The 25,354-nt window shown below is 65.2% G+C and carries 30 protein-coding genes; 18 read left to right on the top strand and 12 right to left on the bottom strand.

Features of this window, described 5'->3' with window-relative positions:
• Positions 1-24: 24 nt before the first annotated feature.
• The 6 genes from I6F16_RS18395 to I6F16_RS18370 all read right to left on the bottom strand — a co-directional run bounded on the left by I6F16_RS18395 (position 25) and on the right by I6F16_RS18370 (position 5,770).
• Positions 25-807: a Crp/Fnr family transcriptional regulator gene (locus I6F16_RS18395; RefSeq protein WP_225150171.1), complete on the bottom strand. Its 783-nt coding sequence runs from the start codon at positions 805-807 to the stop codon at positions 25-27.
• 128 nt (positions 808-935) lie between these two features.
• The gene (locus I6F16_RS18390) at positions 936-2,090 is read right to left on the bottom strand and encodes a DUF305 domain-containing protein (RefSeq protein WP_225150169.1); all 1,155 of its coding nucleotides are present in this window, start codon (positions 2,088-2,090) and stop codon (positions 936-938) included.
• Positions 2,087-2,266 (bottom strand): hypothetical protein, encoded by a 180-nt coding sequence (locus I6F16_RS18385; RefSeq protein WP_027575113.1) that lies wholly within the window; start codon positions 2,264-2,266, stop codon positions 2,087-2,089. The genes I6F16_RS18390 and I6F16_RS18385 overlap by 4 nt, the downstream gene beginning before the upstream one ends.
• 162 nt (positions 2,267-2,428) lie before the next feature.
• Positions 2,429-4,033 (bottom strand): alpha-amylase family glycosyl hydrolase, encoded by a 1,605-nt coding sequence (locus tag I6F16_RS18380; protein ID WP_225130093.1) that lies wholly within the window; start codon positions 4,031-4,033, stop codon positions 2,429-2,431.
• Complete coding sequence (locus I6F16_RS18375; protein ID WP_225130091.1) at positions 4,014-4,583, bottom strand: hypothetical protein; 570 nt, start codon at positions 4,581-4,583, stop codon at positions 4,014-4,016. Before I6F16_RS18375 ends, I6F16_RS18380 begins: the two co-directional genes overlap by 20 nt.
• 11 nt (positions 4,584-4,594) lie before the next feature.
• Positions 4,595-5,770, bottom strand: coding sequence for a zinc-dependent alcohol dehydrogenase (locus I6F16_RS18370; RefSeq protein ID WP_225125034.1), 1,176 nt, complete (start codon positions 5,768-5,770; stop codon positions 4,595-4,597).
• Positions 5,771-5,922: 152 nt separating this feature from the next.
• Here I6F16_RS18370 and I6F16_RS18365 point away from each other — a divergent pair, with 152 nt between their 5' ends.
• Complete coding sequence (locus tag I6F16_RS18365) at positions 5,923-6,705, top strand: SDR family NAD(P)-dependent oxidoreductase (RefSeq protein WP_225173917.1); 783 nt, start codon at positions 5,923-5,925, stop codon at positions 6,703-6,705.
• A gap of 371 nt (positions 6,706-7,076) precedes the next feature.
• Here I6F16_RS18365 and I6F16_RS18360 read toward each other — a convergent pair whose 3' ends face one another.
• Positions 7,077-7,472 (bottom strand): response regulator, encoded by a 396-nt coding sequence (locus I6F16_RS18360; protein WP_225170999.1) that lies wholly within the window; start codon positions 7,470-7,472, stop codon positions 7,077-7,079.
• Between the two features lie 87 nt (positions 7,473-7,559).
• On the opposite strand from I6F16_RS18360, the gene I6F16_RS18355 reads away from it, so the two are divergent.
• The 4 genes from I6F16_RS18355 (at position 7,560) to I6F16_RS18340 (ending at position 13,121) form a co-directional block, all read left to right on the top strand.
• Positions 7,560-8,567, top strand: coding sequence for a chemotaxis protein CheB (locus I6F16_RS18355; RefSeq protein WP_225173916.1), 1,008 nt, complete (start codon positions 7,560-7,562; stop codon positions 8,565-8,567).
• A 10-nt stretch (positions 8,568-8,577) separates the two neighbouring features.
• A complete protein-coding gene (locus I6F16_RS18350; RefSeq protein WP_225130082.1) occupies positions 8,578-8,844 on the top strand; it encodes a hypothetical protein in 267 nt (88 codons plus the stop codon).
• 348 nt (positions 8,845-9,192) lie between these two features.
• Complete coding sequence (locus I6F16_RS18345) at positions 9,193-12,363, top strand: CheR family methyltransferase (protein WP_225148385.1); 3,171 nt, start codon at positions 9,193-9,195, stop codon at positions 12,361-12,363.
• The gene (locus tag I6F16_RS18340; RefSeq protein WP_225173915.1) at positions 12,363-13,121 is read left to right on the top strand and encodes a Crp/Fnr family transcriptional regulator; all 759 of its coding nucleotides are present in this window, start codon (positions 12,363-12,365) and stop codon (positions 13,119-13,121) included. Before I6F16_RS18345 ends, I6F16_RS18340 begins: the two co-directional genes overlap by 1 nt.
• Positions 13,122-13,172: 51 nt before the next feature.
• On the opposite strand, the gene I6F16_RS18335 is transcribed toward I6F16_RS18340, so the two are convergent.
• On the bottom strand, positions 13,173-13,367 hold the full coding sequence (locus I6F16_RS18335; RefSeq protein WP_225173914.1) for a hypothetical protein: 195 nt from the start codon (positions 13,365-13,367) through the stop codon (positions 13,173-13,175).
• A 294-nt stretch (positions 13,368-13,661) separates the two neighbouring features.
• Here I6F16_RS18335 and I6F16_RS18330 point away from each other — a divergent pair, with 294 nt between their 5' ends.
• Together I6F16_RS18330 and I6F16_RS18325 are read left to right on the top strand one after the other, a co-directional pair.
• Positions 13,662-13,844, top strand: coding sequence for a hypothetical protein (locus I6F16_RS18330; protein ID WP_225135755.1), 183 nt, complete (start codon positions 13,662-13,664; stop codon positions 13,842-13,844).
• Between the two features lie 135 nt (positions 13,845-13,979).
• The gene (locus I6F16_RS18325) at positions 13,980-14,180 is read left to right on the top strand and encodes a hypothetical protein (RefSeq protein ID WP_225148388.1); all 201 of its coding nucleotides are present in this window, start codon (positions 13,980-13,982) and stop codon (positions 14,178-14,180) included.
• A 19-nt stretch (positions 14,181-14,199) separates the two neighbouring features.
• Here I6F16_RS18325 and I6F16_RS18320 read toward each other — a convergent pair whose 3' ends face one another.
• On the bottom strand, positions 14,200-14,484 hold the full coding sequence (locus I6F16_RS18320; protein WP_225130075.1) for a hypothetical protein: 285 nt from the start codon (positions 14,482-14,484) through the stop codon (positions 14,200-14,202).
• A gap of 286 nt (positions 14,485-14,770) precedes the next feature.
• Between I6F16_RS18320 and I6F16_RS18315 the strand changes: the two genes are divergently transcribed.
• The 6 genes from I6F16_RS18315 (at position 14,771) to I6F16_RS18290 (ending at position 17,848) form a co-directional block, all read left to right on the top strand.
• A complete protein-coding gene (locus I6F16_RS18315) occupies positions 14,771-14,980 on the top strand; it encodes a hypothetical protein (protein WP_036013729.1) in 210 nt (69 codons plus the stop codon).
• Complete coding sequence (locus I6F16_RS18310; protein ID WP_036013732.1) at positions 14,980-15,180, top strand: hypothetical protein; 201 nt, start codon at positions 14,980-14,982, stop codon at positions 15,178-15,180. The genes I6F16_RS18315 and I6F16_RS18310 overlap by 1 nt, the downstream gene beginning before the upstream one ends.
• Positions 15,181-15,245: 65 nt before the next feature.
• Positions 15,246-16,322 carry a flavodoxin family protein gene (locus tag I6F16_RS18305; protein ID WP_225114945.1) on the top strand — a complete coding sequence of 359 codons (1,077 nt, stop codon included), beginning with the start codon at positions 15,246-15,248 and terminating at the stop codon, positions 16,320-16,322.
• On the top strand, positions 16,319-17,221 hold the full coding sequence (locus I6F16_RS18300; RefSeq protein ID WP_036025632.1) for an NAD(P)/FAD-dependent oxidoreductase: 903 nt from the start codon (positions 16,319-16,321) through the stop codon (positions 17,219-17,221). Before I6F16_RS18305 ends, I6F16_RS18300 begins: the two co-directional genes overlap by 4 nt.
• Before the next feature lie 98 nt (positions 17,222-17,319).
• Positions 17,320-17,649 (top strand): four-helix bundle copper-binding protein, encoded by a 330-nt coding sequence (locus tag I6F16_RS18295; protein ID WP_036013740.1) that lies wholly within the window; start codon positions 17,320-17,322, stop codon positions 17,647-17,649.
• Between the two features lie 10 nt (positions 17,650-17,659).
• Entirely contained in the window at positions 17,660-17,848 is a 189-nt protein-coding gene (locus tag I6F16_RS18290) for a hypothetical protein (RefSeq protein WP_225114944.1), read from the top strand.
• Positions 17,849-17,870: 22 nt separating this feature from the next.
• Here I6F16_RS18290 and I6F16_RS18285 read toward each other — a convergent pair whose 3' ends face one another.
• Positions 17,871-18,128, bottom strand: a complete 258-nt coding sequence (locus tag I6F16_RS18285) for a hypothetical protein (protein ID WP_036013744.1) — start codon at positions 18,126-18,128, stop codon at positions 17,871-17,873.
• A 285-nt stretch (positions 18,129-18,413) separates the two neighbouring features.
• Here I6F16_RS18285 and I6F16_RS18280 point away from each other — a divergent pair, with 285 nt between their 5' ends.
• A complete protein-coding gene (locus tag I6F16_RS18280) occupies positions 18,414-18,788 on the top strand; it encodes a hypothetical protein (protein WP_036013747.1) in 375 nt (124 codons plus the stop codon).
• Positions 18,789-18,892: 104 nt separating this feature from the next.
• Here I6F16_RS18280 and I6F16_RS18275 read toward each other — a convergent pair whose 3' ends face one another.
• Together I6F16_RS18275 and I6F16_RS18270 are read right to left on the bottom strand one after the other, a co-directional pair.
• Positions 18,893-20,233: a polysaccharide deacetylase family protein gene (locus tag I6F16_RS18275; RefSeq protein ID WP_225114943.1), complete on the bottom strand. Its 1,341-nt coding sequence runs from the start codon at positions 20,231-20,233 to the stop codon at positions 18,893-18,895.
• 157 nt (positions 20,234-20,390) lie between these two features.
• Positions 20,391-21,218: a polysaccharide deacetylase family protein gene (locus I6F16_RS18270; RefSeq protein WP_081494628.1), complete on the bottom strand. Its 828-nt coding sequence runs from the start codon at positions 21,216-21,218 to the stop codon at positions 20,391-20,393.
• Between the two features lie 83 nt (positions 21,219-21,301).
• Between I6F16_RS18270 and mgtE the strand changes: the two genes are divergently transcribed.
• The 4 genes from mgtE to I6F16_RS18250 all read left to right on the top strand — a co-directional run bounded on the left by mgtE (position 21,302) and on the right by I6F16_RS18250 (position 25,111).
• The gene (mgtE, locus tag I6F16_RS18265) at positions 21,302-22,723 is read left to right on the top strand and encodes a magnesium transporter (protein WP_225114942.1); all 1,422 of its coding nucleotides are present in this window, start codon (positions 21,302-21,304) and stop codon (positions 22,721-22,723) included.
• Between the two features lie 176 nt (positions 22,724-22,899).
• Positions 22,900-23,217, top strand: coding sequence for a helix-turn-helix domain-containing protein (locus tag I6F16_RS18260; protein WP_036013755.1), 318 nt, complete (start codon positions 22,900-22,902; stop codon positions 23,215-23,217).
• A 186-nt stretch (positions 23,218-23,403) separates the two neighbouring features.
• Entirely contained in the window at positions 23,404-24,222 is an 819-nt protein-coding gene (locus I6F16_RS18255) for an aldo/keto reductase (protein WP_225114941.1), read from the top strand.
• Positions 24,223-24,271: 49 nt separating this feature from the next.
• Positions 24,272-25,111, top strand: a complete 840-nt coding sequence (locus I6F16_RS18250) for a hypothetical protein (RefSeq protein WP_225114940.1) — start codon at positions 24,272-24,274, stop codon at positions 25,109-25,111.
• Positions 25,112-25,354 lie beyond the last annotated feature (243 nt).

Here is a 25,354-nt window from a genome sequence, read left to right as displayed (position 1 = left end):
AGGTCCTCGCGCCCACGAGGCGGATCAAGCGACCGCGACGTCGGCCGCCACCGGTCTCGCATGCGGCGGCCGAGCATCGTCCGCGCCGGACCGCATGCTCAGGTAGGTTGGGTCGAAGCCGGCGAGCCGGACCAGGCCCGGCCAGTCCGTGATGGTCAAGGTCTTGCCCTGCCATTGCAGCAAATGGCAGCGGCGCAGCTCCTGGATGGTGCGGTTGGCATGGACCGGGGAGATGCTGCAGGCTGCGGCGAGGTCGGACTGGGTGAAGGGCGAGGACAACCTGAAATCCCGGGCAAGCCCGACGGTTTGCAGCCGCACCGTGATCTCGCAGAGCAGGTGCGCCACGCGTGTCAACGCGTCCCGGCTGCCGAGGTTCACCGTCCAGTTGCGCTGGATGGCGTGATCGGCAAGCAGCATCAACAGCAAGGCGTGCGACATTGCCGGAGATCGCACCGCGAGCTCGCGAAAGAAGCGGTGCGGCACGAGCGCGACGATTGCGGAACCGAGCGCGGTCAGGTTGCCCTCGATGCGCGGGCGATACAGGCTTTGCAGGTTGGCGACGTCGCCGGGCACGCAGATCGCGGTGATCTGGCCATCTGCGCTTTCGTCATTCTGCCAGGACAGATATCCCTGGAGCACCAGGCAGCATTGCGTTGCCTCATCACCGTGCCGCAGGATGGTCTGATGCGCGCCGAAATGCGCGATGCTGCTCGGCATGTCCGCAAGCAGATCGAGATGTTCCGGGGTCAGTTCGACGAGGCTCGTCAGGCGGTCGGCCAGCCTCGAGAAAGCAAATCCTGCCTGCATTTGATCTCCGACGGCCCCCGTCGGCCCAAGTGTGGCCGATAATGACGGCGGAAAGCATTAACGTTTGATAGGTTCGTCCGGAGTATCGGCGAGGCAGCAGGCCGCTTGCCGATACAAGATCCTCACGTTCAATTGACGTTGTCGCCGAGCATGTTGCGGACGCCTGTGGTCACGGCGGCGAGGCCGCGCGTGCCGTGCATCAGCGCGATCTCGCCCTGCTGCTCGTGGCGGATGGCATGCGCCATGATGCGCAGACGAGGGTCGCCGCGGCTGTGCCACATCTGGTCGGCCATCCTGACCGCACCGCGGTGATGCCGGCTCATCGCCTCGATGAACAGCATGTCGAACTGGTCCGGCGGCGCGGTCTTGACCTGGCGCATCTCGGCCGGCGTCAGGAAGCCCGGCATCGCCGCCCGCTCCTCGGTGCTGCAATCGGGCATCTCCGTGTCGAACCAGCTCAGCCACCAATTCTCGAATATGCGGTTCTCTCCGGTCTGGCTCGCGACCATCAGCATCGCGAGCTTGCGCAGATGCGGATCCTGCGCGCGCTCGGCAGCCGTCCGCGCCAGCTCGATGCCCTGGGCATGATGCGTTGTCATGTGACGGATGTAGGCCTGGTCTTGATCCCTGTCGCGGCCCATCCACGGCAGCTCGTAGCCATGACCGCCGAACAATGCGACCGCCCCGAGCACCGCAATCAAGGCCAGCGCGCCCGTCATCCACATGTTGGTGAACCGCACGTCGCTGTCAGGCGCAGTCCCGCGCCTCCAGCGCAGGCGCGCGAACAGGGGATACATCACGGCGGAGGAGCCATGCACCAGCAGCCCGATCCAGTAGGGTTGTTGCAGCGTGAACAGCGGCTGCCAGAATGGAAACAGCGGCACCAGCACGAACCATTCCATGCCTGAAGAGAACGCGGCCCAGGGCAGCGCCAGCAGCAGGATCGTCATCGGCCGCAAGTCGGCCGTCCAGCGTCCGAGCACGCCGAAGAAAACCAATGCCCAGGAAAAATCGGCCCATTGGTGAAAGGCGATCCCGGCCAGGATCGCGCTCCAGGATGGCTCGGAGCTGATCGCCCAGTCGCGCGCAGGAATCGCGGCAACCGTCATCCAATCGACCGCCGCATCGCGGCCGATTCGGGCAGCGAAGAGCTGGCTGACGATTGTCGAAAACGTGCTGCTGATCAGGCCGAGTGCGGCCGCGGCAATCCAGCGCGAACGCCGCCGCTCGCCGGTGGTGCGCCGCGCCCCACTCGTGAGTGCTGGTCGCGGCTCCGCGTTCACGTCAGCTGCTTGAGCTTCTTCAGCGGATTGAGTTCGCTCGGCTTGTCCTGTTCGTCGCGCCCGCGCTCGGCCTGCGCCTTGCCGTCATCGTGCAGATCCTGGTCGCCGATGATCTCGCCGACGGCCTGCTTGGTCTTGCCGGCGATCCGCTGCTGCAGACCTTTGGTCTTGCCCATGAGCTGCCTCCGATATGTCCTGCCGTGGCTCACGCCGCTACCCCGGCGCCTAAAGGGGGCGTGGGCGCCGGGGCTGCGGTCTTGCAAATCGCCTCCGGCGGCGGGGGGAGACGCCGGAAGCGTTGATCAGACTCTTCGCGACGCGGATGGTTCCTCCTGATATCACCGAGGCTCGAGTGCGATGATCACGCCTTCGTTGCCCCGGAGCAGGATGGACGCATCCGGCACCGGCTCGGGCGGCCGATCCAGATGCGTCGACATCAAGAGACGGCCGCGACCTTGCCAGTGGAATTTCCGCGGTTCGGCCGCGAGATTGAGCGCGACCAGAATTTCGTTGCGGCCTTCCGTCCGTTTGAAGGCCAGGACATCGTTCTGCGAGCGCAGCGGCTCGTAGCCGCCCCGTTGCAGGCCGGCATGCTCGCGCCGCAGCGCCATCAGCGCGCGAAACAGAGCGAGGATCGAGCGCTCGTCGCGCTGCTGTGCGGCGACATTGGCTGCACCATCGGGCGGCTCGAGCGGTAGCCATGGGCGGCCCGTCGTGAAGCCGCCATCGGGGCTGTCATCCCACCGCATCGGTGCGCGTTCGGGATCGCGGCACAGGCCATAGCCGGGCACGAGCTTCTCGAAGGGATCGCGGACGCGGCCCTGCGGAATCGGCACGCGCTTGCGGCCGATCTCGTCGCCCATGAAGAAGAACGGCGTTCCCCGCAGCGTCATCAGCAGCATCGCCAGCACGCGCATCTGCGCCTCGCCGATCTTGCTCGCGATCCGCTGCTTGTCGTGGCCGCCGATGACCCAGACCGGCCAGGCACCGTCAGGGATGGCGTTGAGATAGGCGTCGACCGTGGCCTGCAGCGAGAGGGCGTCCCATTTTGAATCGAGCAGGGCGAAATTGAGCGGCAGATGCAGGCGCGGCCGGTCGTTGCCGTAGAAGTGGCCGATGCGGTCGGTCTTGCCCTGGACCTCGCCGCACAACATCCGTCCGGGATAGGCGTCGATCACCTCGCGGATGAACTCGATGCAATCCATCGTCTCGGGCCGATCGTCGGTGAACACCGTCGTGTGCCGCTGCGGCGGCGGCTTGCCCTCGGCTTGCGGATTCGCCGGATTGTCGCGCAACAGCCGGTCCTTGATCAGGACCGCACTGGCGTCGACGCGAAAGCCGTCGACGCCGCGGTCGAGCCAGAACCGCATGGCATCGGCGATGGCGGCCCTCACGTCCGGGTTGCGCCAGTTGAGGTCGGGCTGCTCCACCAGAAAGGAATGATAGTAATATTGCCGGCGCGCCTCGCACCATTCCCAGCCGCTGCCGCCGAACCGGCTCAGCCAGTTGTTGGGCGGCCCGCCGTTCTCGGCAGGATCGGCCCAGATGTACCAGTCGGCTTTCGCGCTGTTGCGCGAGCTTGCGCTCTCGACGAACCAAGCGTGATCGTTCGCGGTGTGATTGGGAACGAGGTCGAGGACGAGCCGAATGCCCGCACCGTGCAGCGCCTCGAGCAGGCGATCGAATTCCTCGAGGCTGCCGAAGGAGGGATCGATCGAACAATAGTCGGAGATGTCGTAGCCGAGGTCGCGGAAGGGGCTTTTGTAGATCGGCGTCAGCCACACCGCATCGACGCCGAGCCATTTCAAATAGTCGATGCGCGACATCAATCCGGCAAGGTCGCCCTTGCCGTCGCCGTTCGAGTCCTGAAAGGAGATCAGCGCGATCTCGTAGACGACGGCGGATTCCCACCACGCAGCTTCGTCACGGGACTCGTCGCTCATCACCTTGCTTCACCTCGTTTTGCCCAGCGTGCGTTGCGATCTGTCTCGCGGCAGTGCGGACGCTCTCGATGCCCTTGGGAAATCCGCTGCGGTTCGGATAGAGCTTGCGCCGTGCATCGCGCGGCGGGCGGCGTGGCCTGGTGTCCTGCGCGGCGCGGTAGTCGAGCACGGCGATGCCGCCGACCATCAGCAATGCGAGCGCGACATTGCCCTTCTTGGGATTGTCCGCCGTCAGCCCGGACAGCAGCGCGGCGGCATCGAGGCCGTCGCCGCCGACGCGAGCCCACAGGCCGGCGTTTTTCTCGACCGACAGCGTCATGATCCCGGCCATGATTTCGCGCACGCCGAAGGCGCGGACGAGGGTCTCATGGCCTTCCATGCCCAGCGTGTGCGTGACGCGCCTCGGCGCGAACAATTCGACGACGCCGAGGCCGATGCTGAACCAGCCGAGTGCGCGCGCGAGCTGGTCCGCCGGCTGCTTCAGGCTCGGTCCGCCCTCGACGATCTTGGGGTCGCCCTTGGTGCGAACGATGTTGGAGAAGTGAAACATGGCTGGCTCCTTCAGGGCTTCAGTACGACCTTGACGCAGGAATCGCGCTTGTCGCGAAACACCTGGTACATCTCCGGCCCCTGGGCGAGCGGGACGGTGTGGGTGATGACGAAGGACGGGTCGATCTCGCCCTCTTCGATGCGGCGGAGCAGGTCGTCGGTCCAGCGGTTGACGTGGGTTTGGCCGGTCCGCATCGTCAGGCCCTTGTTCATGAAGGCGCCCATCGGGAGCATGTCGGACAGGCCGCTGTACACGCCCGGCACCGAGATGATGCCGCCGGGACGGCAGACATAGATCATCTCGCGCAGCACGTGGGGCCGGTCACTCTCGGCCATCACCATCTGCTTGGCGCGGTCGAGCAGGGTGTCGGGCAGCGATGGCATCACATGAGATTCCATGCCGACGCAATCGATGCATTTTTCCGGGCCCTTGCCGTCGGTCAGCTCCTGGAGCCGCTCCACCACGCTCTCGGTCTCGAAGTTGATCGTGGTGGCGCCGCCGGCCTCGGCCATGCTGAGCCGCTCGGGCAGGCAGTCGATCGCGATCACCTGGTTGGCGCCGAGCAGGATGGCGCTGCGGATCGCCATCTGCCCGACCGGGCCACAGCCCCAGATCGCGACCGTATCGGTCGGCTCGATGTCGCATTGCGCGGCGGCCTGCCAGCCGGTCGGGAAGATGTCGCTGAGGAACAGCAATTGCTCATCCGGGATGCCGGCCGGAACCTTGATGTGGGTGGCGTCGGCAAAGGGCACGCGGAGATATTCGGCCTGGCCGCCGGGATAGCCGCCGGTCAGATGCGTGTAGCCGAACAGGCCCGCCGTCGTGTGTCCGAACACCTTGTCGGCCAGATGACGCTTGCGGTTCGTGGTCTCGCACACCGAGAAATTGCCGCGCTTGCACTGGTCGCATTCGCCGCAAATGATCGTGAACGGCACGACGATGCGGTCGCCCTTCTTCAGCTTGCCGTCGACGCCCGAGCCGACCTCGACCACTTCGCCCATGGTCTCGTGGCCCATGATGTCGCCGGGCAGCATGCCCGGGATGAAATTGTGAAAGAGGTGCAGGTCGGAGCCGCAGATGGCGCAGCTCGTCACCTTGATGATGGCATCGCGCGGATCCTGGATCTCCGGGTCGGTGACGGTGTCGCACCGGATGTCCTCCTTGCCGTGCCAGACCAGCGCCTTCATCGTCCGTCCTCCCGGTTGAGCCACGTGCCATCTAAGTCCAGGCACGAACGATGGTTGCTATCGCCGCGCGCAAATTCTTCGCACTGCGCAAATAGGAACGAGGGAGCAGGGCGGCGATTGAGCGTGATCACCTCAATTCCAAGGATGTGCGCATGCCCGCCAATCAACTCGCCGTCGTCACAGGAGCCTCCACCGGTATCGGCCTGGAACTCGCTAGGTGCTGTGCGCAGGCAGGCTTCAACCTCGTAATCGCGGCCGACGAGTCCCAGATCGAGCAGGTGGCCGTCGATCTCCGGCGGCTCGGCGGCAGCGTCGAGCCGGTCGAGGCCGATCTCGCTACCGACGAGGGCGTCGACAAGCTCTGCGCCGCGGTCGGTGATCGGCCGATCGATGCGCTGCTGGCCAATGCCGGAATCGGCCTGGGCAAGGCGTTCCTGGACCAGGACTTTGCCAGGGTGAAACACCTCATCGACACCAACATCACCGGCACGCTGTATCTGATCCACCGCGTCGGCAATGAGATGCTTCGCCGCAATGCCGGCCGCATCCTCATCACCGGCTCGATCGCCGGCTTCATGCCGGGCAGTTTCCAGGCCGCCTACAACGCCAGCAAGGCGTTCCTCGATTCATTCTCATTTGCGCTGCGCGAGGAGCTGCGCGACAGCGGCGTCACCGTGACCTGCCTGATGCCGGGGGCGACCGAGACCGAGTTCTTCCGCCGCGCCGACATGATGGACACCAAGGTCGGCACCGACAAGAAGGACGGCGCCTACGATGTTGCCAAGGCCGGCTTCGATGCGATGCTGCGCGGTGAGGCCGATATCGTCACCGGGCTGAAGAACAAGATCCAGACCACGGTCGCGAACGTCACGCCGAACGAGATGCTGGCCAAGCAGCACCGCAAGATGGCGGAGCCCGGTACTGCAAGGTCTTAGAGCGACGCGCGTGCAATGTGGCGGCGCGCACGAACCGTTTTGCGAAGAGAAAAGAGAAAGAAGACCCCGATTCACATAGCCTAATGCGCCGCGGCCCTCAAACCGTCAAATTGTACGGGCTGAACCAAGAGGGGGGCTGCTCTGGCGATGGATCGCATCGAACAGGCCTTTATCGCGACTGCCGTTACGGGTTTTCTCGTGATGATGGTTGCGATCGTCTGGATGATGATGAGCTGAAGGTGGGGAGCTTGCCGTCTTGCGCATCGCGCTACCTTACGCCGCAGTTATCCTGTGCCTGGCGGTGACCGCGTGGCTTGCTTTCGCGCATCTATTTTGATCGTCGCCCGGCTGCGAGCTTTCAACCGCTTTTGCTAGACCGGCTGTTCGGCGATGAGTCCGGTGAGCTTCCGTGCCATCGCCGCAAGATCGATCGGCTTTTCCAGGAGCGGCACGTCCTGAAATTCCGGACTGAGCGTGATCTTGTCGTATCCGGTGGTGAAAAGGAAGGGCACGTTACGCGCTCTCAGCTCGCGGGCGATCGGAAAGATCATCTCGCTGCGGATGTTCACGTCGAGCACGGCGGCGTCCAGGACGCTGCCGTCGTGCAGGATCTTGAGCGCGTCTTCGAGATCGCCGACAGGACCGGCGATCTCGGCGCCCAGCGCGCGGAATGTCTCGCCGATGTCATCGGCGAGAAAATACTCGTCCTCGACCACGAAGATGCGGCGCCCCTTGAGCTCTGCGCGCTGATGCGACGATGTCGCCATGCTGTCTCGGCCTCCCAACGCATAGGAACATAAGCCGGCGATCCGCCTTGGTGCAAACTGCAAACGATGCAATTGGAGGCGGGTTCCATGGGCAACCGCGACATCATTGTCATCGGGGGCTCGGCCGGGGCAACCGCTCCATTGAAGCAGATCCTGAGCCGTCTGCCGGCGGATCTGCCGGCCGCCGTCTTCATCGTGCTGCACATCCCGGCCCAGGGCATCGGCATCCTTTCCACGGTCGCCAGCAGTGCCGGCCCGCTCCCCGTCCGGCAGGCCGAAGACGGTATGAAGATCGAGCCCGGTCAGATCTACCTGGGTGCTCCGGACCATCATCTTCTCGTCACGGAGGACCGCATCTTCCTCGGCCGCGGCCCGCGGGAGAACATGGTGCGGCCGGCGATCGATGCGTTGTTCCGCTCGGCCGCGCTCTATCACGGGCCGCGCGTCATCGGCGTGCTCCTGAGCGGCCTGTTGTCGGACGGCGCGGCCGGCCTCAACGCCATCAAACGCTGCGGCGGGATGGCCGTGGTGCAAGACCCCGCGGACGCGATCTCGGACGAGATGCCGCAGCGCGCCATGGAGGCGACCACGGTCGATCTCTGCGTTCCCGGCGCCACCATGGGCGACGTGCTCTCCGAGCTCGTCAGGGAGCAGGCCGGCGCCGCGCTGCCGATTCCGCCCGAGATCAGGCTCGAGGTCGAGATCGCGGCTGGTGAGCGGATCGGAAGCGACAATCTCGCCTCTATGGCTGACCCTGTCGCCCTGACCTGTCCAACCTGCGGCGGGGTGCTCTCGGAGGTCAAGAGCGCCCGCCCGATGCGCTTCCGCTGCCAGGTCGGCCACGGCTTCACCGCCGATGCGCTCGCCAAGGAGCAGGAGGGGCGCGTCGACGAAGCCTTGCGCGTGGCATTGCGGATTATCGAGGAGCGGGCGGAGCTGGTGCAGCGCATGGCCGCCGACGGCCGGCGCAGCGGCAGGGCTGCCGTCGCCGAGATGTACGAGGCTCGGGCGCTCGAATACCGCGAATATGCCGACATGATCCGGCGCGTCGTGCTAAAGTCGCTCGATCCTTCCGTAGGCAAACGGGAGGCGTGAAGGCGTCGCCATGGCCATCTCCCTTGCCGAACGCACCGCACAGCTCGACGCCGAGCAACGCCTGCTGGTGAAGGCGGAACAGGACATCGAGGAGGGCTGGAAGCGCATCCGCAATCAAGAAGATTGCGTGCGTGAACTCATGGCGAGCGGACACGACACGCGTCAGGCGGAGCGGCTGGTCAGCCTGCTCAAGCAGACCCTGGTCGAATGGGAGCGCCACCGCGTCCTGATCGAGCAGCGGGTCGAGTATCTCCGGCAAGAGGTCGCGGCTGGGTAGTTGGCGGGGGGGGTCGCACGGCAGCTCTCCTGAACTCCGCGCTGAGCTCAAACATGACATCGAGCTGCCGCTCCGCGTACCGGCGCCAACGCTCGTTCTCGGCCAGCAGGCGGTGAGCGTCCGCCGTTGCGCGCTCGGCGCGCCTGATCAGAACGGCGAGTTCCTCGGAGATCGGCATCGCTGGTTCCTCCGCCGCCGGCCAAGTATGGACCTGGTGGCCGAGGCTGACAACGCTGAAGGCCTCGGGGACATTTTTGCGTTTGATCTGTTGGGATAATATTGATTTCTGCTATTTGCAGGAGCCGGGCGCCTGTTGGTCCCGGCGAGCAAACGAGAGCCACCAGAGCCATGCACGACGTCGGCGACCAGCCGGTCCAAGGAGAGCGCCAGATCAAAACTCCGCTGGTCATAGGGGTGGGCGCCTCGCCTGGTGCACTGGACAGCATCGAACGCTTCTTTGCCAAGCTGACCGTAGGCGCCGATCAGGCCATCGTGCTGGCGCTTCAGCATCATGAGACTTACGACGAGCAGCGGCTGCGCGGAATCGTGCAGGCGTCCAATGGCGGCAAGGTCGCCGATATCGGTGATGACCACGCGATCGAAGGCGGCATGATCTATCTGTGCCCGCCGGCGATGATCACCACGATCCAGAACAATCGGTTCGCGATCCGCAAGGCCGAGCAGGCGCCCGGCGAGCGCGCCACGATCGACAGCTTCCTGGTCTCGTTGGCCGAGGAGCGCGCCGAGCAATCCATCGGCGTCATTCTTGCCGGCACCGGCGGTGACGGCACGCTCGGCACGGCGACACTGAAGGATCACGGCGGCCTCGCCATTGCCGAAAAGCTAGCGAGCGAGGATGAGGCCGAGCAACTGCGCAACGGCAACACGCCCGCCGCCATCGCCGACTATGTGCTGCCGCCCGAGGACATCCCCGAGCACATCCAAGTCTATGCCCGTCATCTCAGGCGTCTGGAGGAGAAGCAGGGCTTCGACGAGGTCCTCGCCGCGGCCGCCAGTTCGCTGTCGCGCATCGCCGACATCCTGCGCAACAAGACCGGCAACGATTTCCACGGCTACAAGCAGAACACGTTCCTGCGCCGTGTGCAGCGGCGCATGCAGGTGGTCCGGATCGACGACATTGCCGCCTATGTGGATTTCCTTCGCAACGACAAGGACGAGGCCCAGTATCTCTTCAACGACCTCCTGATCGGCGTCACCGAATTCTTCCGCGACAAGCGCGAGTTCGAGGTGCTGGAGATGCAGATCATCCCGAAGATTTTCGAGGGCAAGGGCGCAGGCCAGCAGATCCGGGTTTGGGTGCTCGGCTGCGCCACGGGCGAGGAGGCCTACTCGATCGGCATTCTCCTGCGCGAGCACATGGCACGGATGGATTCCGTGCCGCAGGTCCAGATCTTCGCCACCGACATCGATGGTCGGGCGCTGGCGACCGCCCGCGTCGGCCGCTATCGCACCAATATCGAGACGGACATGACCAGCGAGCGGCTGGCGCGCTGGTTCGTGCGCGAGGGCGATACCTATTGCGTGGTGAAGGAGCTGCGCGAGATGTGCATCTTCTCGCAGCACAACGTCATCAAGGATGCGCCGTTCTCGAAGCTCGACCTCGTCTCCTGCCGCAATCTGCTGATCTATCTCAACGCCGAGCTGCAGAACCGGGTGATTCCGCTGTTCCATTTCGCGCTGCTGCCGGAGCGGTATCTGTTCCTCGGCAATTCCGAGAACGTGACCCGGCATCCGAAGCTGTTCGCGCCGGTCGACCGCCGCGCCCGGATCTTCAAGAAGCTCGAGACGGGAACGCGGCTGCCGCCGGAATTTCCGATCACGACCGCGGCGGGCAGGGTGCCGGTCGAGGTGCCGGCGATGCGCTCGTTCGGCCCCGACGTCGGCCTGGAGCGGCGCGCGCAGCGCATCGCGGAGCGCTATGCCCCGGCCTATGTCATCACCGACGAGAATTTCCAGGTTCTACATTTCTCCGGGCGCACCGGCCGCTACATCGAGCCGACGGCGGGCGCCGCCACGCTCGACCTGCTGCAGCTCGTGCACCGCGATCTGCGGCTGGAATTGCGCACCGCGCTCAGCCGCGCCTCCGATAGCAACGAGCCGGTTCATGCCGATCAGGTGCAGCTTGGCGCCAACGGTCACCGCGTCCTCGTCGACATCACGGTCGAGCCGATCCAGGAGGGCGCCGGCGGCCACCGCAATTTCGTCGTCCTGTTCAAGGACGGCCCTGCGCGAACCATCGAATCCGACCAGGCCAATCCCAACGTGCTGGTGCGCACCGAGCACGTCGAGCGCCTCGAGAATGATCTGCGCGCCACGCGCGAGCGCCTCCAGGCGACCATCGAGGAGCTCGAGAGCACCAACGAGGAGCTGAAATCGTCGAACGAGGAATATCAATCGCTGAACGAGGAGCTGCAGTCGGCCAACGAGGAGCTCGAGACCTCGCGCGAGGAGCTGCAGTCGGTCAACGAGGAGCTGACCACCGTCAACGGTGAGCTGGCACACCGCGTTCAGGAGCTGACGCGTGCCACCAGCGACCTCAAGAATTTCCTCGAAAGCACGCAGATCGCCACGGTCTTCCTCGACAACGATCTGCGCGTGATGAACTTCACGCCCGCCATCACCCAGCTGCTGCATCTGGTCGAGACCGATACGGGCCGGCCGATCAGCCATATCAAGGCGCGCATTCCGATCGAGGAGCTTTACGACGACATCCGCCGCGTTCTGCGCACGCTCGCCAGCGTCGAGCGCGAGCTGAGCGCGCCGGACAGCGGCACGCGTTACATCGTGCGCATCCTGCCATATCGCAGCGTCGACAATTTCATCGCCGGTGTCGTCATCACCTTCATCGACGTGACCGCCATCACCCGTGCCGAGGAGCGGCAGCGCCTGCTGCTCGCCGAGCTCCAGCACCGGGTTCGCAACACCCTCGGCGTGGTGCGCTCGATTGCCCGCCGCTCGGCGGAAACGAGCTCGACCGTGGAGGAATACGCCTCCCATCTCGACGGGCGTTTGAATGCCTTCGCCCGCACCCAGGCGCTGGTGACGCGCGATCCCGAAGGCGGCGTCGATCTCGAATATCTCGTGGTCGAGGAGCTGCTCGCCTATAATGCCAGGGAAGGCGAGCAGATGCGGGTCTCGGGCCCCAACATCCGCTTCCAGCCCAAGGCTGCCGAAACCTTCGCACTCGCCATTCACGAGCTCGCGACCAATGCGCTCAAATACGGCGCCTTGAGTCAGCCGAGCGGGCGCATCGAGGTGACCTGGCGCGTCGATGAGAGCACCGATCCGGCGGAGCTGGTGTTCGAGTGGCGCGAGCGCGGCGGGCCGCGCGTGACGGCAAGGCCGCGAAAGGGATTCGGAACCGAGCTTCTGGAGCGCACGCTGGCGTTCGAGCTGAAGGGGCAGACCACGATGACATTCAACCCGGCCGGGTTGCAATGCACCATCACCATCCCCCTGACCAAGCGTGCCTTCCACACACCGGTGGTGGCCGCCTGATGCCGTTGTCGACAGCCGATCGCAGCGTCCTGGAGCCGGTCGTTCGCCGGCTGAATGCGTTGCGGCGGTTGTCGAACGAGGCTCGCGCGTCGCTGGAATACGCCATGCTCGAGGGTCTTCAACGTGCCGGATCCGGCGAGGATCTGATCACCGAGGGTGATCGCGTCGATGGCGTCCGAATCCTGTTGTCGGGCTGGCTCGGCCGCTACAAGACGCTGGAGGACGGCAGGCGCCAGATCGTCAATTTCATCTTCCCGGGCGAAAGCTGCGATGCGCACGCTTACCTGCTTTCGGAGATGGACCATTCGATCGTGGCGCTGACGCCCGTGGTCTATGCCGAGATCAAGCGCGCGCGATTCGAAGGTCTCCTCGCCAACAACCCCACGCTGTCGGAAGCCTTCTGGTGCGAGACGTTGCTCAACAGCGCGATCCAGCGAGAATGGGCGATCAATCTCGGCCGCCGGGTCGCGCTGGAGCGCGTGGCGCATCTGTTCTGCGAAATCGTCGAGCGGCTGCGCCCGGTGGGAATGGTCGACGGCAATTCCTGCCTCATGCCCGTGACGCAAACGGATCTCGCCGATGCCACCGGACTTTCCGTCGTTCACCTCAATCGGACGCTCCAGGAGCTGCGCGCGGCGGGGCTGATCGTGCTGCGCGAGCGGACGCTGACCATCCCGGACCTCGATGCGCTCAAGAACGCGGCGCTGTATTCGCCGAGCTATCTGCGGCTCTACCGCGAGACTGAAGCTATCAGGTGACGCCGTTCCGCCGCGGCGCGGGCTGGTTTTGCCCGTGACGCGCGGTCGCGATCATGCGGGTGTATGCCGCTGCCGGTCCTGCTCATCATCATCGTTCTCACTTGGAAACGGCTCGTGAGTTTGCCGGCCGAGAAACGTATCCGGGAGGGGTAGCTCCAGCGCTGCTCGTGCCTCGCGGATCGTCTTGCGAACCTCCTCGACGTGCTTCTCGTCCGACTGCAACGGATGGTGAATCTGCTTGGTCATCAAGCGCTCCCTAATCAGCAGGCGGGAGCACCATCGGTCTCTCAGCCACCAGCGCCTACGGGCAGAGCCTCAGCCGGTGATAATGTCACCGTACACCCGCTGTGTCGTTTCAGCTAAGGAATTCGGCGATCTGCTCGTTAAAACCCCTCCCGGGCCACGGGTGGCGGTTGAGAGCGTTCCGGCGGGGTTGTGACGGCTTGATCCAGGTTAATCGGCGACGCTTTTTGAGCCGTTGGCGCCATTTGAGTAACCTATGCAAGTGCGCGCTCGCGACTCTCCGTCGCATGATGCCTGATGCCAGAGACCCTGTTTGCCCGCGCAACACGCGTTATCGAAGAGAGCCGCGCCCTCCGGGAGCAGCACAGACAAGTCGCGGGACGCTACGGCGACGCGGTGAACGATTTGCGCCTCGCCATCATGGACAGCGCCATGCTTCGCTCCGAGATCAGGGCTCGCCGCGACAACGAAGAATCCTAACTCCGGTCTTTTCGCCGAAACAGGCAACCGTTCCCTTTCTGGAACGTTAGATCGTTGGCCAGGCTGTGTAGCCTGGCATCAACACCCGTCGGAACGCAACGGCGCGCTCGACCTCATGCACCAGGAGGACGCCTCATGAGGACGCGACATCGGTTCAAGCAAGTCGAAACTCTGGAAGCGCGGCTCGCCGCCGAGGCGGAGCGGCTACGCGAACAGGCCAGCTTGCTTCCGCCCGGCGCGGCGCGCGACGAAGTCCTGCGCAAGGCGCGTCAGGCGGAAACTGGGTCTCAGATGAGCGAGTGGCTGCGGTCGCCGGGCCTGCAGCCGCCAAGCTAGCCCGGCGCGATGCGCGTCGTCAGCGCCGCTTCGCGGCCTTGCTTCGCCGATTGTACGGGGAGCGGTTGACCGGCCGCAGCGAAATTCCTTCGCGTTGCGCCTTGCTGCGAATGGCCGTGACGGGGCGCTGCAGCTTGATGCTCATCACGCCGGTCGGCGTGTTGCCTTTCGCAAGCTGCTTCAGCTTGTTCACATCCGCCGCTGTCCACGGCTCGCGCGCGCGGCGCTTGTAGGCGGGATTTGCCTTGCGCGGTCCTTTGCGGCCGATCGGCGACCCCGGGCGTTTCAATGCTGCTTTTGCCATGATGATCCTCCTTCAGGTCGTCCTTGAACATACGAATCAGCATTTCGGTTCCGGCGCAGTCCGGATCGATCGGTCCTGCGGTTGTGATTTGCGCAAAATCGCGCAGCGTTAACTTATTGAAATGCCGGAACCGGCCGTTGCGACGGAAGCTACAATCGTTGCCGGGCCGAGCCGCCTCGACCGGCAAGCGACTTGAGTGACAAGAGAGCCTGGGCCCCGGCGCCCGATCCCCCGCCGGGGCCGATTTCCTTCCAACCAAATTCTTCACGAAAGTACAAAAGTAAAAATGACCGCCAAACGTAACCGCAGGAAACAGACCCAAACGCTTCAGGAGCGACTGGCCGCTTTTGCCGAAAGCGCGCGCGAGCGCGCCCGCAACTTGCCGCCCGGCAGGGAACGCGAGATGCTGCTGCGTCGCGCCAAGCAGAACGAAGTGACCTCGAACCTCACGGATTGGCTCAGCGCACCCGTCGCTTCAAGGCGAGGACACCCATAGTGGCAAGTATCAAGCACTACCGCGCGTTCCAGATCGATCCGGACGGGCACGTGTTCGGATGCATCAACCTCGTCTGCGACGACGACGAGCAGGCCAAGCGCGAAGCCGCCTCGCTCGTCCTGGTGCATCGCATCGAGCTGTGGCGGCTCGATCAACGGATCGCCAAATTCGATGCGCCGCAGGAGCTTGTTCGCCAGTAGGGCTTGGGAACTGCGCGCTGGGCGCCGGGTTGGGTCGGAGGGATTCGACTTCGCCAGGAGCCAGCATGACGGACGCCGACATTCGCAAGGGGATGCCGCCCGTCAAGCTGTCGCGCGAGGAGTTCGAGCGGCGCTACAAGCGTCAGTTCGTCGATCCCGCCTTTGCTCCGCTCGGGCGCGAGCTCGATGCCATCATCGCTGCGGCCTGGGACGCCTACAGCCATTCGCGCAAGGCACCGTTGACGCGGAAGGCCGGCGCAGGCTTTTCCGACCCGGACTACGATCTCGCCGTCGACTGGCTCGATGCGCGCTCAAAAATCCTGGAGGCGCAGCGTCGCCACGACGATGCCGACGAGACGCCGCGCATCCTGATCATCAACGGCTCGGCCCGCAGCGAGCACACCTGTCCCGGCGAGATGTCCAAGACCTGGCGGCTGGTCAAGCTGGCCGAGCCCGTCTTCATCGAGATGGGATTTGCCGTCGACATCCTCGATCTGTCGCGCCTCGCTTCGGAATTCGGCAAAACCATTCATCCCTGCAAGTCCTGCGTCGGCACCGCCATGCCGCTGTGCCACTGGCCGTGCAGCTGCTATCCGAACTACTCGCTGGGCCAGACCCACGACTGGATGAACGAGATCTATCCGCTCTGGGTTGCCGCCCACGGCATTCTGATCGTGGCGCCCGTGAACTGGTATCACGTGCCCGCCGGTCTCAAGGCGATGATGGACCGCATGGTCTGCGCCGATGGCGGCAATCCCGATCCGACCTCGACCCACGGCAAGAACGCCGCGGAAGCCAAGGCGATCGAGCTGAAGGGCTGGCCCTATCCGCGCCATCTCGCCGGCCGCCATTTCGGCCTCGTCGTTCACGGCGATGCTGTCGGCGCCGAGGGCGTGCGCCGGGCCTTGTCCGACTGGCTGACCGACATGCAGCTGATCTCGGCAGGGCGCTACGCCGAGCTCGACGGTTATGTCGGCTACGACGAGCCATACGCCACATCCCATCGTGAGCTCGACGAGGACCGCGAATTCCAGCAGGAAGTGCAGAATGCGGCGCGCGCGCTCGGCAATGCCGTCCGGCTCGCGCGAAGCGGGCGCCTCGATGAGCCCGGCGCCGGTCTTGCGGATCCGAACCCCAAATGACCGGCGCGCCACCCCTTGAATGCCTGATCGTCGGAGGCGGGCCGGCGGGACTGATGGCCGCGATCTATCTAGCGCGCTTCCGCCGCCGCGTCTGCGTCGTGGACGCCGGCGCGAGCCGGGCGGCCCTGATCCCGCGCAGCCACAATGTCCCCGGCTTCGTCCACGGCCTGTCCGGCGCGGAACTGATCGAGCGGATGTCGGCCCAGCTGAACGAGCTCGCCGTCACACGCGTGGAGGCCGAGGTCACGGCGTTGCAGCGTCACGAACACGGTTTTGAAGCGAGCTGGAATGGCCGCGGGCATGCGGCCGCTACAGTCATTCTCGCCTGCGGGATCGTCGATACTCATCCGCCATTCGCGGAGTGGCGCGCGGCGGTCGCGGACGGACTCCTGCGCTACTGCCCGATCTGCGACGCCTTCGAGGCCACCGGCCGCCGCATTGGCGTCGTCGGGCCGCTGGATCGTGCCGCCGCAAAGGCGCTCTTCCTGCGTGGCTATGCGCGCGACGTGACGCTGCTTGCGACCGGCGCGGACGACGCGAAGGCCGCAACGTCGGAGCTGTCCGAGGCGGGCGTCGGAATCGTGTTCGCGCCCGAGCTGCGCCTGGCGCGGCGAGGCGGCGGCGTTGAAGCGGATTTCGCCGACGGACGTACCGCGCAATTCGACATCGTCTATCCTGCGATGGGCGCGGAGGTCCGCTCCCAGCTCGCGATGGCGCTGGGCGCCGACCACACTGCGGACGGTCATTTGAAGGTCGACGATCACCAGCGCACGTCGATCGCCGGGCTTTACGGAATCGGCGACGTCGTCACCGACCTGCACCAGATCTCGGTCGCGTTCGGCCACGCGGCCATCGCGGCCTGCACGATCCACAACAGCCTGCCGCCGCGATTTGCGTGATGGGACGGCGGTGAGCCTCACAATCGACTGGAACCGGGAACGAAGCGCGTTGCCCCGCTTTGGTCGAGCGGAGCGGGGCGCGCAACTGGAGACAACCGATGGCTCAATCCGAAGACATGACCCGCTGCATCGCGCTTTGCATGAGCTGCTACCAGACATGTCTCGGCACGGCGATGAACCATTGCCTCGAGACCGGCGGCAAGCATGTTGAGCCGAAACATTTCCGCCTGATGATGGCCTGCGCCGAGATCTGCCGGACCGCCGCGCACTTCATGCTGATCAACACGCCGCATCATAAGCACACCTGCGGTGAGTGCGCCGAAATCTGCACCGAATGTGCCGAGGATTGCGCCCGGATCGGCGGCATGGACGAATGCGTCGCGACGTGCCGCTCCTGCGCCCAATCCTGCCGCGCGATGGCGGCTTGAGGAGGTGCCCATGCTGGAAGAGAAACTCAAGGAAGCGATCGTCGGCGAATTGCAGCGTCAGGCCGCCGACCGGCCGCAATCGCTGAAGGTGCAGGGCGCGGGAGACGGAGCGGCCTCGGAGGAGCTGACGGTCAACGGCAAGATCGACCTCGGCGCGCTTGTCATGGTGATCGCAGGATCGGTCGCCGGCGGGCCTTGAGCTCGATCGTCGACCGGCGGCCTCAGCCATACTCCTCGCCGATGCCGTATTCCCGGTAGATCTGCAGCGGGTCGAGCTCGGGAAACAGACGGCATTTGGCCTGCGCAAGATGCAGGCTCACCGCTGCCGGCTCCTTGCCGTTCGCGAGCAGCTTGCGGATGTCCTCCATATGCGCGTTCGGCTGGTGCTTCGGTTCGAGCTGCTCCAGCGCGACCAGGGCGGTCGCGAGTGCCTCGGTCAGAACCCAGTCGTCGTGGCCCGTGATTCCCTTCTTCGACATCGGAAGAACCCCACATCTGGTGGCGGTCACAGTTTACCGCGCCTTCGGCCAAATCGCCATTGAGCCGTTGCGGGCCGTTCGCGCGCGCGAGGCCAGGGGCCATGCTCCGGCTTGCCTTATGGCCGCGTCAGGCTAAAAGGCGGCTAGTTGCGGGGGCGGCAGTATCTTTGTTGAAACAAACTTGGCGTAGACGGGCCGTATCCAGGCTCGCCGTTCCGGTCTGGGTCCCGATCCCGCACTTCGCAGCACCATAGGGTTGCGACCCCCTCAAGGTTTCGAGCCAGCATGGTTTTTCTCAGTTTCGTCTACCGCTTCCTCACCAATTTCGCCTTCATGGCGGTGGTCTATTTCAGCTTGAACTTCATGGAAAAGTATCCGAACCGGGCGATCCTGGCGATCCTGGTGCTGGTCTATGCCGCCATGCGCGCGGCCTCGACGCTGCGGGCGTTCTACTTCTTCCAGAAGATCGAGAAGCTGGAGGCCGAGACCAAGCGCCTTCAGGCTCCGATCAACGACGGTTCGGGCAGCACCACCGCGCGCAAGCAGGTGATCACCGACGTCGCGCGGCTGCGGCGGGACGGCGAGCTCAAGTCCTACATGGACCTGTTCTTCCTGGCGCTGATCGTGCTGCTCTGCGTCGCCGCCATCATGCGGCAATAGCAGCTAAAGCATGATCCGGAAAAGTGCGAAGCGGTCTTCCGAAAAGATCATGCATAAACAACAACCTAAAGCGCGATGATGATTCATCCTAATCTCATCGCGCTTTAGGCGCGTTTTTTCAGGCTGGCGACGCGGGTCGGACGGGGCGGCACGCCCTTGGAGGCCGCGCCATTGGCCGCGGCGCTCTTCGCCGCGGTACTCTTGGGTACGATGTCGACGGGCTGCGCGGCGTGATCCGCTGCAGCCGGCGCCGCCTGGGCGGTACGCCGCCCATGCAGCTTGGCCGTCTTGCCCTTCGCGCCTCTGCCCTGTGCTGCCTTGTCCTTGGCCGGATGTGGCCTCTCGGCCGCCATGGCGAGCCGGGTCGCGGCGCGCCGCGATAAGGTCGTCGACATCAGCACCTCGACCGAGCCTTCCGGAATCGCGAACAGATCGCGACCCGGGACGGGCAGGGTGGATGCGAGGTCGATCTGGCCCTTGCTCCGGCGCGGCAGCAGCGACTGATGCTCGCCCTGCACATTGAGGTTCGCGAGCGCAGGCGCCGGCAGCGTCCTGGTCTGCGTGAACACGAAATGCGGCACGCGCGGCCAGCGCGCGATCGGCGTCGTCTCGGATGGCGGATGCATCAGCCATTCGACCGGCGTGGTCGGCGTCGCCGGCCGCTCGGGACTGGCGGGCACCACATGCACGATGCGATAGCCGCGCGCCTTGAGGTCGCGGATGATCTTGGGCAGTGCCGCCACCGTGCGGGCCTGAATGTCGTGCAGCAGCAGGATGCCCTTGCCCTTGGCCTCCAGCCGCTGGATCGCGAGCTGGTAGACGCGGTCGGACGACACGTGCCGCCAATCGTCGGCCGGGAAGTCGGCGCTCCAGACCTGGAGGCCGCGCGCAATCAGATGGTTCTCGATGCCCTCGGCGCGCATCAGTCCGGGAATGCGGAAGAACGGGGCGAGCTGCGACGGATCGGTCATCGCGGCCGCGGTCCATTCGATGCCGCCATTGATCTCCGCCTCGGCCTTCTCGATCGGCATCCGGTCGAAGGTCAGCGGATGGTCCATGCTGTGCGTGCCGACGGTATGGCCCGCCGCGACCAGCTTGCGCACGCCTTCCGGATTGGCCTTGGCCTGGTTGCCGACGATGAAGAAGGTCGCCTTGATGCATTCGTCGGCCAGGATCTTGAGCACCTGGTTGGAATATTTCGGGATCGGACCGTCGTCGAAGGTCAGGACGACCTCATGGTCCTTCAGCGGCAGCGTCTCGCGGTACTGCATGGTGCCGATCAGCGGATGTTCGCGCGGATCGACAACGAGGGTGCGGGAGGTGCCGAGGGCGTCGGGGTGGCCGGGACACTCGGCTGCGAGCGCGGCCGGCGAACCGGCGGTGAGCATTCCCAGACAGAGGACGATCCACGATCGCGTCCGCAAAACAACGCTACTTCCGATCATGAACCTCGTCTGCCCCCATGCAATTTGGCGCCCTAGATAGGTCGGAGATGGCTCAAAACGGTTCAGCCGCAGCCGCTCTCATCTTCACGGGGTAGCATGAACAGAGTGTTAATTGGCCCCAAATCACCCCATTTTGCCCGGGCGTGACATTCCGGCATCAGCGCGTATCGGCGCTCTTCTGTGATGTGCCCGCCGGGACGATGTGGACCACCCGATAGTCGTTCTCCCTCAGATACCGTAGAAACGCCGGCATCATTGCGGCCGTGCGCGCCTTGTTGTCGTGGAAGAGGATGATGCCCTTTCCGCTCGCGGCCAGACGCTCGGTGACGAGCTTCAATTGCTGCTCCGGCGTCAACTCCTCCCAGTCGCTGGCCCATAAATCGGCCCCGAACACAATGATGCCGCGCGACTGGAGCAGGTCGAGCTGCGCTTGGGTCGACTCGAAATAGGGAAAGCGGAAGAACGGCGTCGAGGGTGTCGTCGTCGAGACTCCGTGTAGCGCCATTTCGTCTGCGGCAATGCCCCGATCGATGTCGGCCATGGCCTTCTCGAACGGAATACGCCCCATGAACGGATGCGAGTAGGAGTGATGCCCGACGGTGTGGCCCTCGCGGGCGATGCGCTTGACCATGTCCGGGTGCTCGGAGGCGTGCTGGCCGATCAGGAAAAAGGTCGCGCGCACGCATTCCTGTGCCAGCGCCGCCAGCACTTTCGACGTCGTCGGCGGGTTCGGCCCGTCGTCGAAGGTCAGCACGACCTCGCGATCGGCCAGCGGCAGCGTCTGCGGAAAGCTCTTCAGGCCCACGCGCGGATAGGTCTTGGGATCGACGCTGAAGACGCGCGAGGTGCCGAGCGCGTCCTTGCGCGGGCACTCGGCGGCCTCCGTCTCGGCGGCGCCGATGACGGTCGCGGCATTGCCGATGACGGTTGCGACAAGCGCGCCCGCCATGGTCGAGGTCCACCTTAGTCGCAGCATCTTTGCCATTGCGCTCGGCTTTGCCTTGTGGGTATTGCCTGAAGCCTCAGCTCACACCACCGGTTCCAACCTGTCAAACGGCGAGGCGCGCCATGGATGAACATCTGGACGTTGCCCCATCGGCTGCGGATTCGGTACTCGACCACGTGCCGATGCGCAATGAAGACGGCGATATCAGGCACGAATTCGTCGAGGAGGTCGCCCGTGCGATCGAGGCCGGGGACAGCGCGGCGCTGCGTGCCTGCGTCGCGGAGCTGCACGAGGCCGATCTCGGCGATCTGATCGGCGCCCTCGATCCCGACGACCGCGTCCGCCTGGTCGAGCTCACCGGCCGCGATTTCGATTTCTCGGCGCTGAACGAGGTCGATGAGACCGTCCGCGAGGAGATCCTCGAGGAGCTGCCGCCGGAGACGGTCGCCGAGGGCGTCCGTGAGCTCGAATCCGACGATGCGGTCGAGCTCTTGGAAACCCTCGGTGCCGAGGAGCAGGAAGAGATCCTGGAGAAGCTGCCGCTCAAGGAGCGCGTCGCGCTCGAGCGCAGCCTGCTGTACCCGGAGAACTCCGCCGGCCGCCGCATGCAGACCGAGTTCATCGCCGTGCCCCAGGATTTCACGGTCGGCCAGGCGATCGACTACATGCGCGAGACGCCGGATCTGCCCGACCGCTTCTACGAGATCTACGTCGTCGACAAGGAACAGCACTGGCAGGGCGCGGTGCCGCTCGACGTGCTCCTGCGCACGCGCCGGCCGGTGGCGCTGACCGAGCTCACCGACGAGGACCGCCGCCGCGTCTCCGTCCTGGAGGACCAGGAAGAGGTGGCGCGCATGTTCGGCAAATACAATCTCGTCGCCGCGCCCGTGCTCGACACCCAGGACCGCCTCGTCGGCGTCATCACCGTCGACGACGTCGTCGACGTCATCGAGGAGGAGGCGGACGAGGACCTCAAGGCGCTCGGCGGTGTCACCAGCGACGAAGAGCTGTCGGACACGTTCCTCACCATCGCCCGCGGCCGCTTCAACTGGCTGCTGGTGAACCTCGCCACCGCGTTCCTGGCGTCCTCCGTGCTCGGCCTGTTCGAGGGCCAGCTGGAGAAGATGGTCGCGCTCGCGGTGCTGGCGCCGATCGTGGCGAGCCAGGGCGGCAATGCCGCGACCCAGACCATGACGGTGGCGGTGCGGGCGCTGGCGACGCGCGAGCTCGGTTCCTCCAACGCCTGGCGCGTGGTGATGCGCGAGGCCCTGGTGGGCCTCGTCAACGGCCTCGCCTTCGCCGTGATCACCGGCATCGCCGCGGTGGCCTGGTTCAAGATCCCGGGCCTCGGCATCGTCATCGGGCTCGCCATCGTCTGCAACCTCGTGGCCGGCGCGCTCGGCGGCATCCTGATCCCGATGGCGCTGGATCGCGTGCGGGCCGACCCGGCGGTGGCGTCGGGCACGTTCGTGACCACCGTGACCGACGTCGTCGGCTTCTTCTCCTTCCTCGGGATTGCGACGCTCTGGTTCGGGTTGAAGTAGGTCTCACCCCATCGTCATTCCGGGGCGCGCCACTTGGCGCGAACCCGGAATCCATTTGTCCGCGTCGACGCTGCACAATGGATTCCGGGCTCGCGCTTCGCGCGCCCCGGAATGACGACAACCGTCTTTAATCCGACTTTAAGCGACCTGCCGCATCATCGCCTTTGCTTGGGGGAATGGGCATGCGGTTGCGGCTGAAGGCGGACGGACGGATCGTCGAATTGCGGAATGGGCAGGAATTTCCGGTCCAGCCGCTTTCGGTTCAGCCGACGGCCAATGCGGCGCCGTCTGACACCGGCCCGCTCGCGGTGCGCGATCTGCGCCGGCGCGCCTGCCTGACCCAGATGGAGTTCGCCGCCAGGCTCGGCGTACCCGTCGAGACCATCCGCAACTGGGAGCAGGGCAAACGCGCCCCGCGCGGCCCGGCCCGCGCACTGCTCACGGTGATCGCGCATGCCCCCGACACGGTGTTCCAGGCGCTCGCCAAGACCTGACGCCAAGACCTGACGCCAAGGCCTGACGCCAAGGCCTGACGCCGAGGCCTGACGCCAAGGCCTGACGCACAACCTCCCGCAAGGCCTGCATCGAATATTCTGCCTGGCTGCCGCGGCTTCCGTTGGCAGCATCATCGACCGGGTCCATAATGACGTCTGGGGCTGTCGCAACGGAAGAGATTCCTCATGCTGTTCGTCGAGGCCAATGGCGCAAGGATTCCGGCGATCGGTCTCGGAACCTGGGAGCTGAGCGGAAGGCCGGCCGCGCGCGTGGTCGAGCAGGCGCTACGGTTCGGCTATCGCCATATCGACACCGCGCAGGTCTACGACAATGAGCGCGAGGTCGGCGACGGCTTGCGCGCCTCCGGCGTGCGCCGCGACGACGTATTCCTCACCACCAAGGTCTGGACCAACCATTTCGCACCCCATGATCTCGAACGCTCGGTGAAGGAGAGCCTCGCTCGTCTGCGGCTTCCCTCGGTCGATCTGTTGTTGCTGCACTGGCCCAATTCTCATGTGCCGCTCGCGGAGACGCTGGGCGCGCTGTCGCATGCGAAGAAGATGGGCCTGACCCGCCACATCGGCGTCTCCAATTTCACCGTGGCACTGATCGAGCAGGCGGTCGCGCTGTCGGCGGAGCCGCTGGTCTGCAACCAGGTCGAGTATCACCCCTATCTCGATCAGGCGAAGGTGAGGGCAGCCTGCGACCAGCATGGCCTTGCCCTCGTCGCCTACAGCCCGATCGCCAAGGGCCGCATCAAGTCCGACCAGACGCTGGCCGAGATCGGTCGCGTCCACCGCAAGACGGGGGCGCAGGTCTGCCTGCGCTGGCTGGTGCAGCAGAATGTCGCTGCGATCCCGCGCACCTCGCGCATCGAGCGCCTGTCGGAGAACATCGAGATCTTCGATTTCGAGCTGTCGGAAGACGAGATGGACCGGATCGCCGCGCTCGCCAATCCGAAGGGACGCCTGACCGACTTTGGCTTCGCCCCGAAATGGGATTGAGAGGGACCCGGGGTATGCTAGGACCGCGGCGGCAACCCAAGATCGGTCGATGGAACTGGGGAAGATCATACGGACGGACATTGCCGCCTCGGCAATCGCCCATCTGACGCTGGTGGCGCTGATCATCGTGATCAGCGAGGTCCGTCCGTTTCATAGCCAGCCGCCTGAAACCGTCGCGGTCGACATCGTCACGCCGGAGCAGGTGAAGCAGGAGGAAACCAAGGCCGAGGAGAAGAAGGAAGAGGCGAAGCCGCCAGAGCCGCTCCCCGATCTGAAGCTGCCGAAGCCGGATATCACCGACAAGGCGGAAGCATCGAAGCCTGCGGCCAGGCCGCAGGCGGCAGCACCATCGCCGTCACAGCAGGCCTCGCCTGAGCCGCAGCAGAAGCAGCCGCAGGCCTCGAAGGAGCGTGAGGCCAACGCGCAGCCGCCGCCGCAGGCCGCGCCGCCGCCGGCCTATCAGACGCCGCAACCGGACGTCACCATCAAGTACGGGGTCATGCTGGGCTTGCCGCCGGAATTGCCGGTCGAGCCGAAAGGCGCCAAGGACGACGGCGGGGATGCCAACGATTCAATCGCTGCGAAGCTTCCGCCCGAGGTCATCGCGGAGCTTCGCCGTCACTTGCGCGGCTGCGCCAAGCTGCCGCCCGGCGTCGCACCGACCGACAACGTCAATGTTAAGCTGCGCACATTGTTCGCCACCGACGGCACGCTGGCGCGCGAGCCCATCCTGATCGCGGCGCCGCCATCCGCCAAGGGCGTGGCCATCGTCAAGTCCGCAACGAGCGCGCTGCAGAACTGCCAGCCCTACAAGATGCTGCCGGCCAATCTGTACGAGGAATGGAAGGTGCTGGACCTGCCGTTCAGCCCGAAGGATTTTGGCGGATAGCGCGTCGTCGTGTAGTCGTGTAGCCCGGATGGAGCAAAGCGTAATCCGGGGCTGCTCGCCCGGCAGCTCGCATTGTCCCGGATTACGCTCGCGCTCCATCCGGGCTACGAGAGCAGGGTGTTTCGCTTCTCTGTCAATCTGCCCGCATAAAAATATTCCGCTTTACCGAAATTCGGAAATGACGTATGTGTCGCCCATCCCGGCTCAATCTCGAGGGGCGACCATGCGGTCGTCATTGTCGCG

The organism is Bradyrhizobium sp. IC4060 (assembly GCF_020193715.1).
GTDB lineage: Bacteria > Pseudomonadota > Alphaproteobacteria > Rhizobiales > Xanthobacteraceae > Bradyrhizobium > Bradyrhizobium yuanmingense.
The sequence above is the reverse complement of the archived record's forward strand: the minus strand, read 5'-3'. Positions and strand labels throughout refer to the sequence as shown.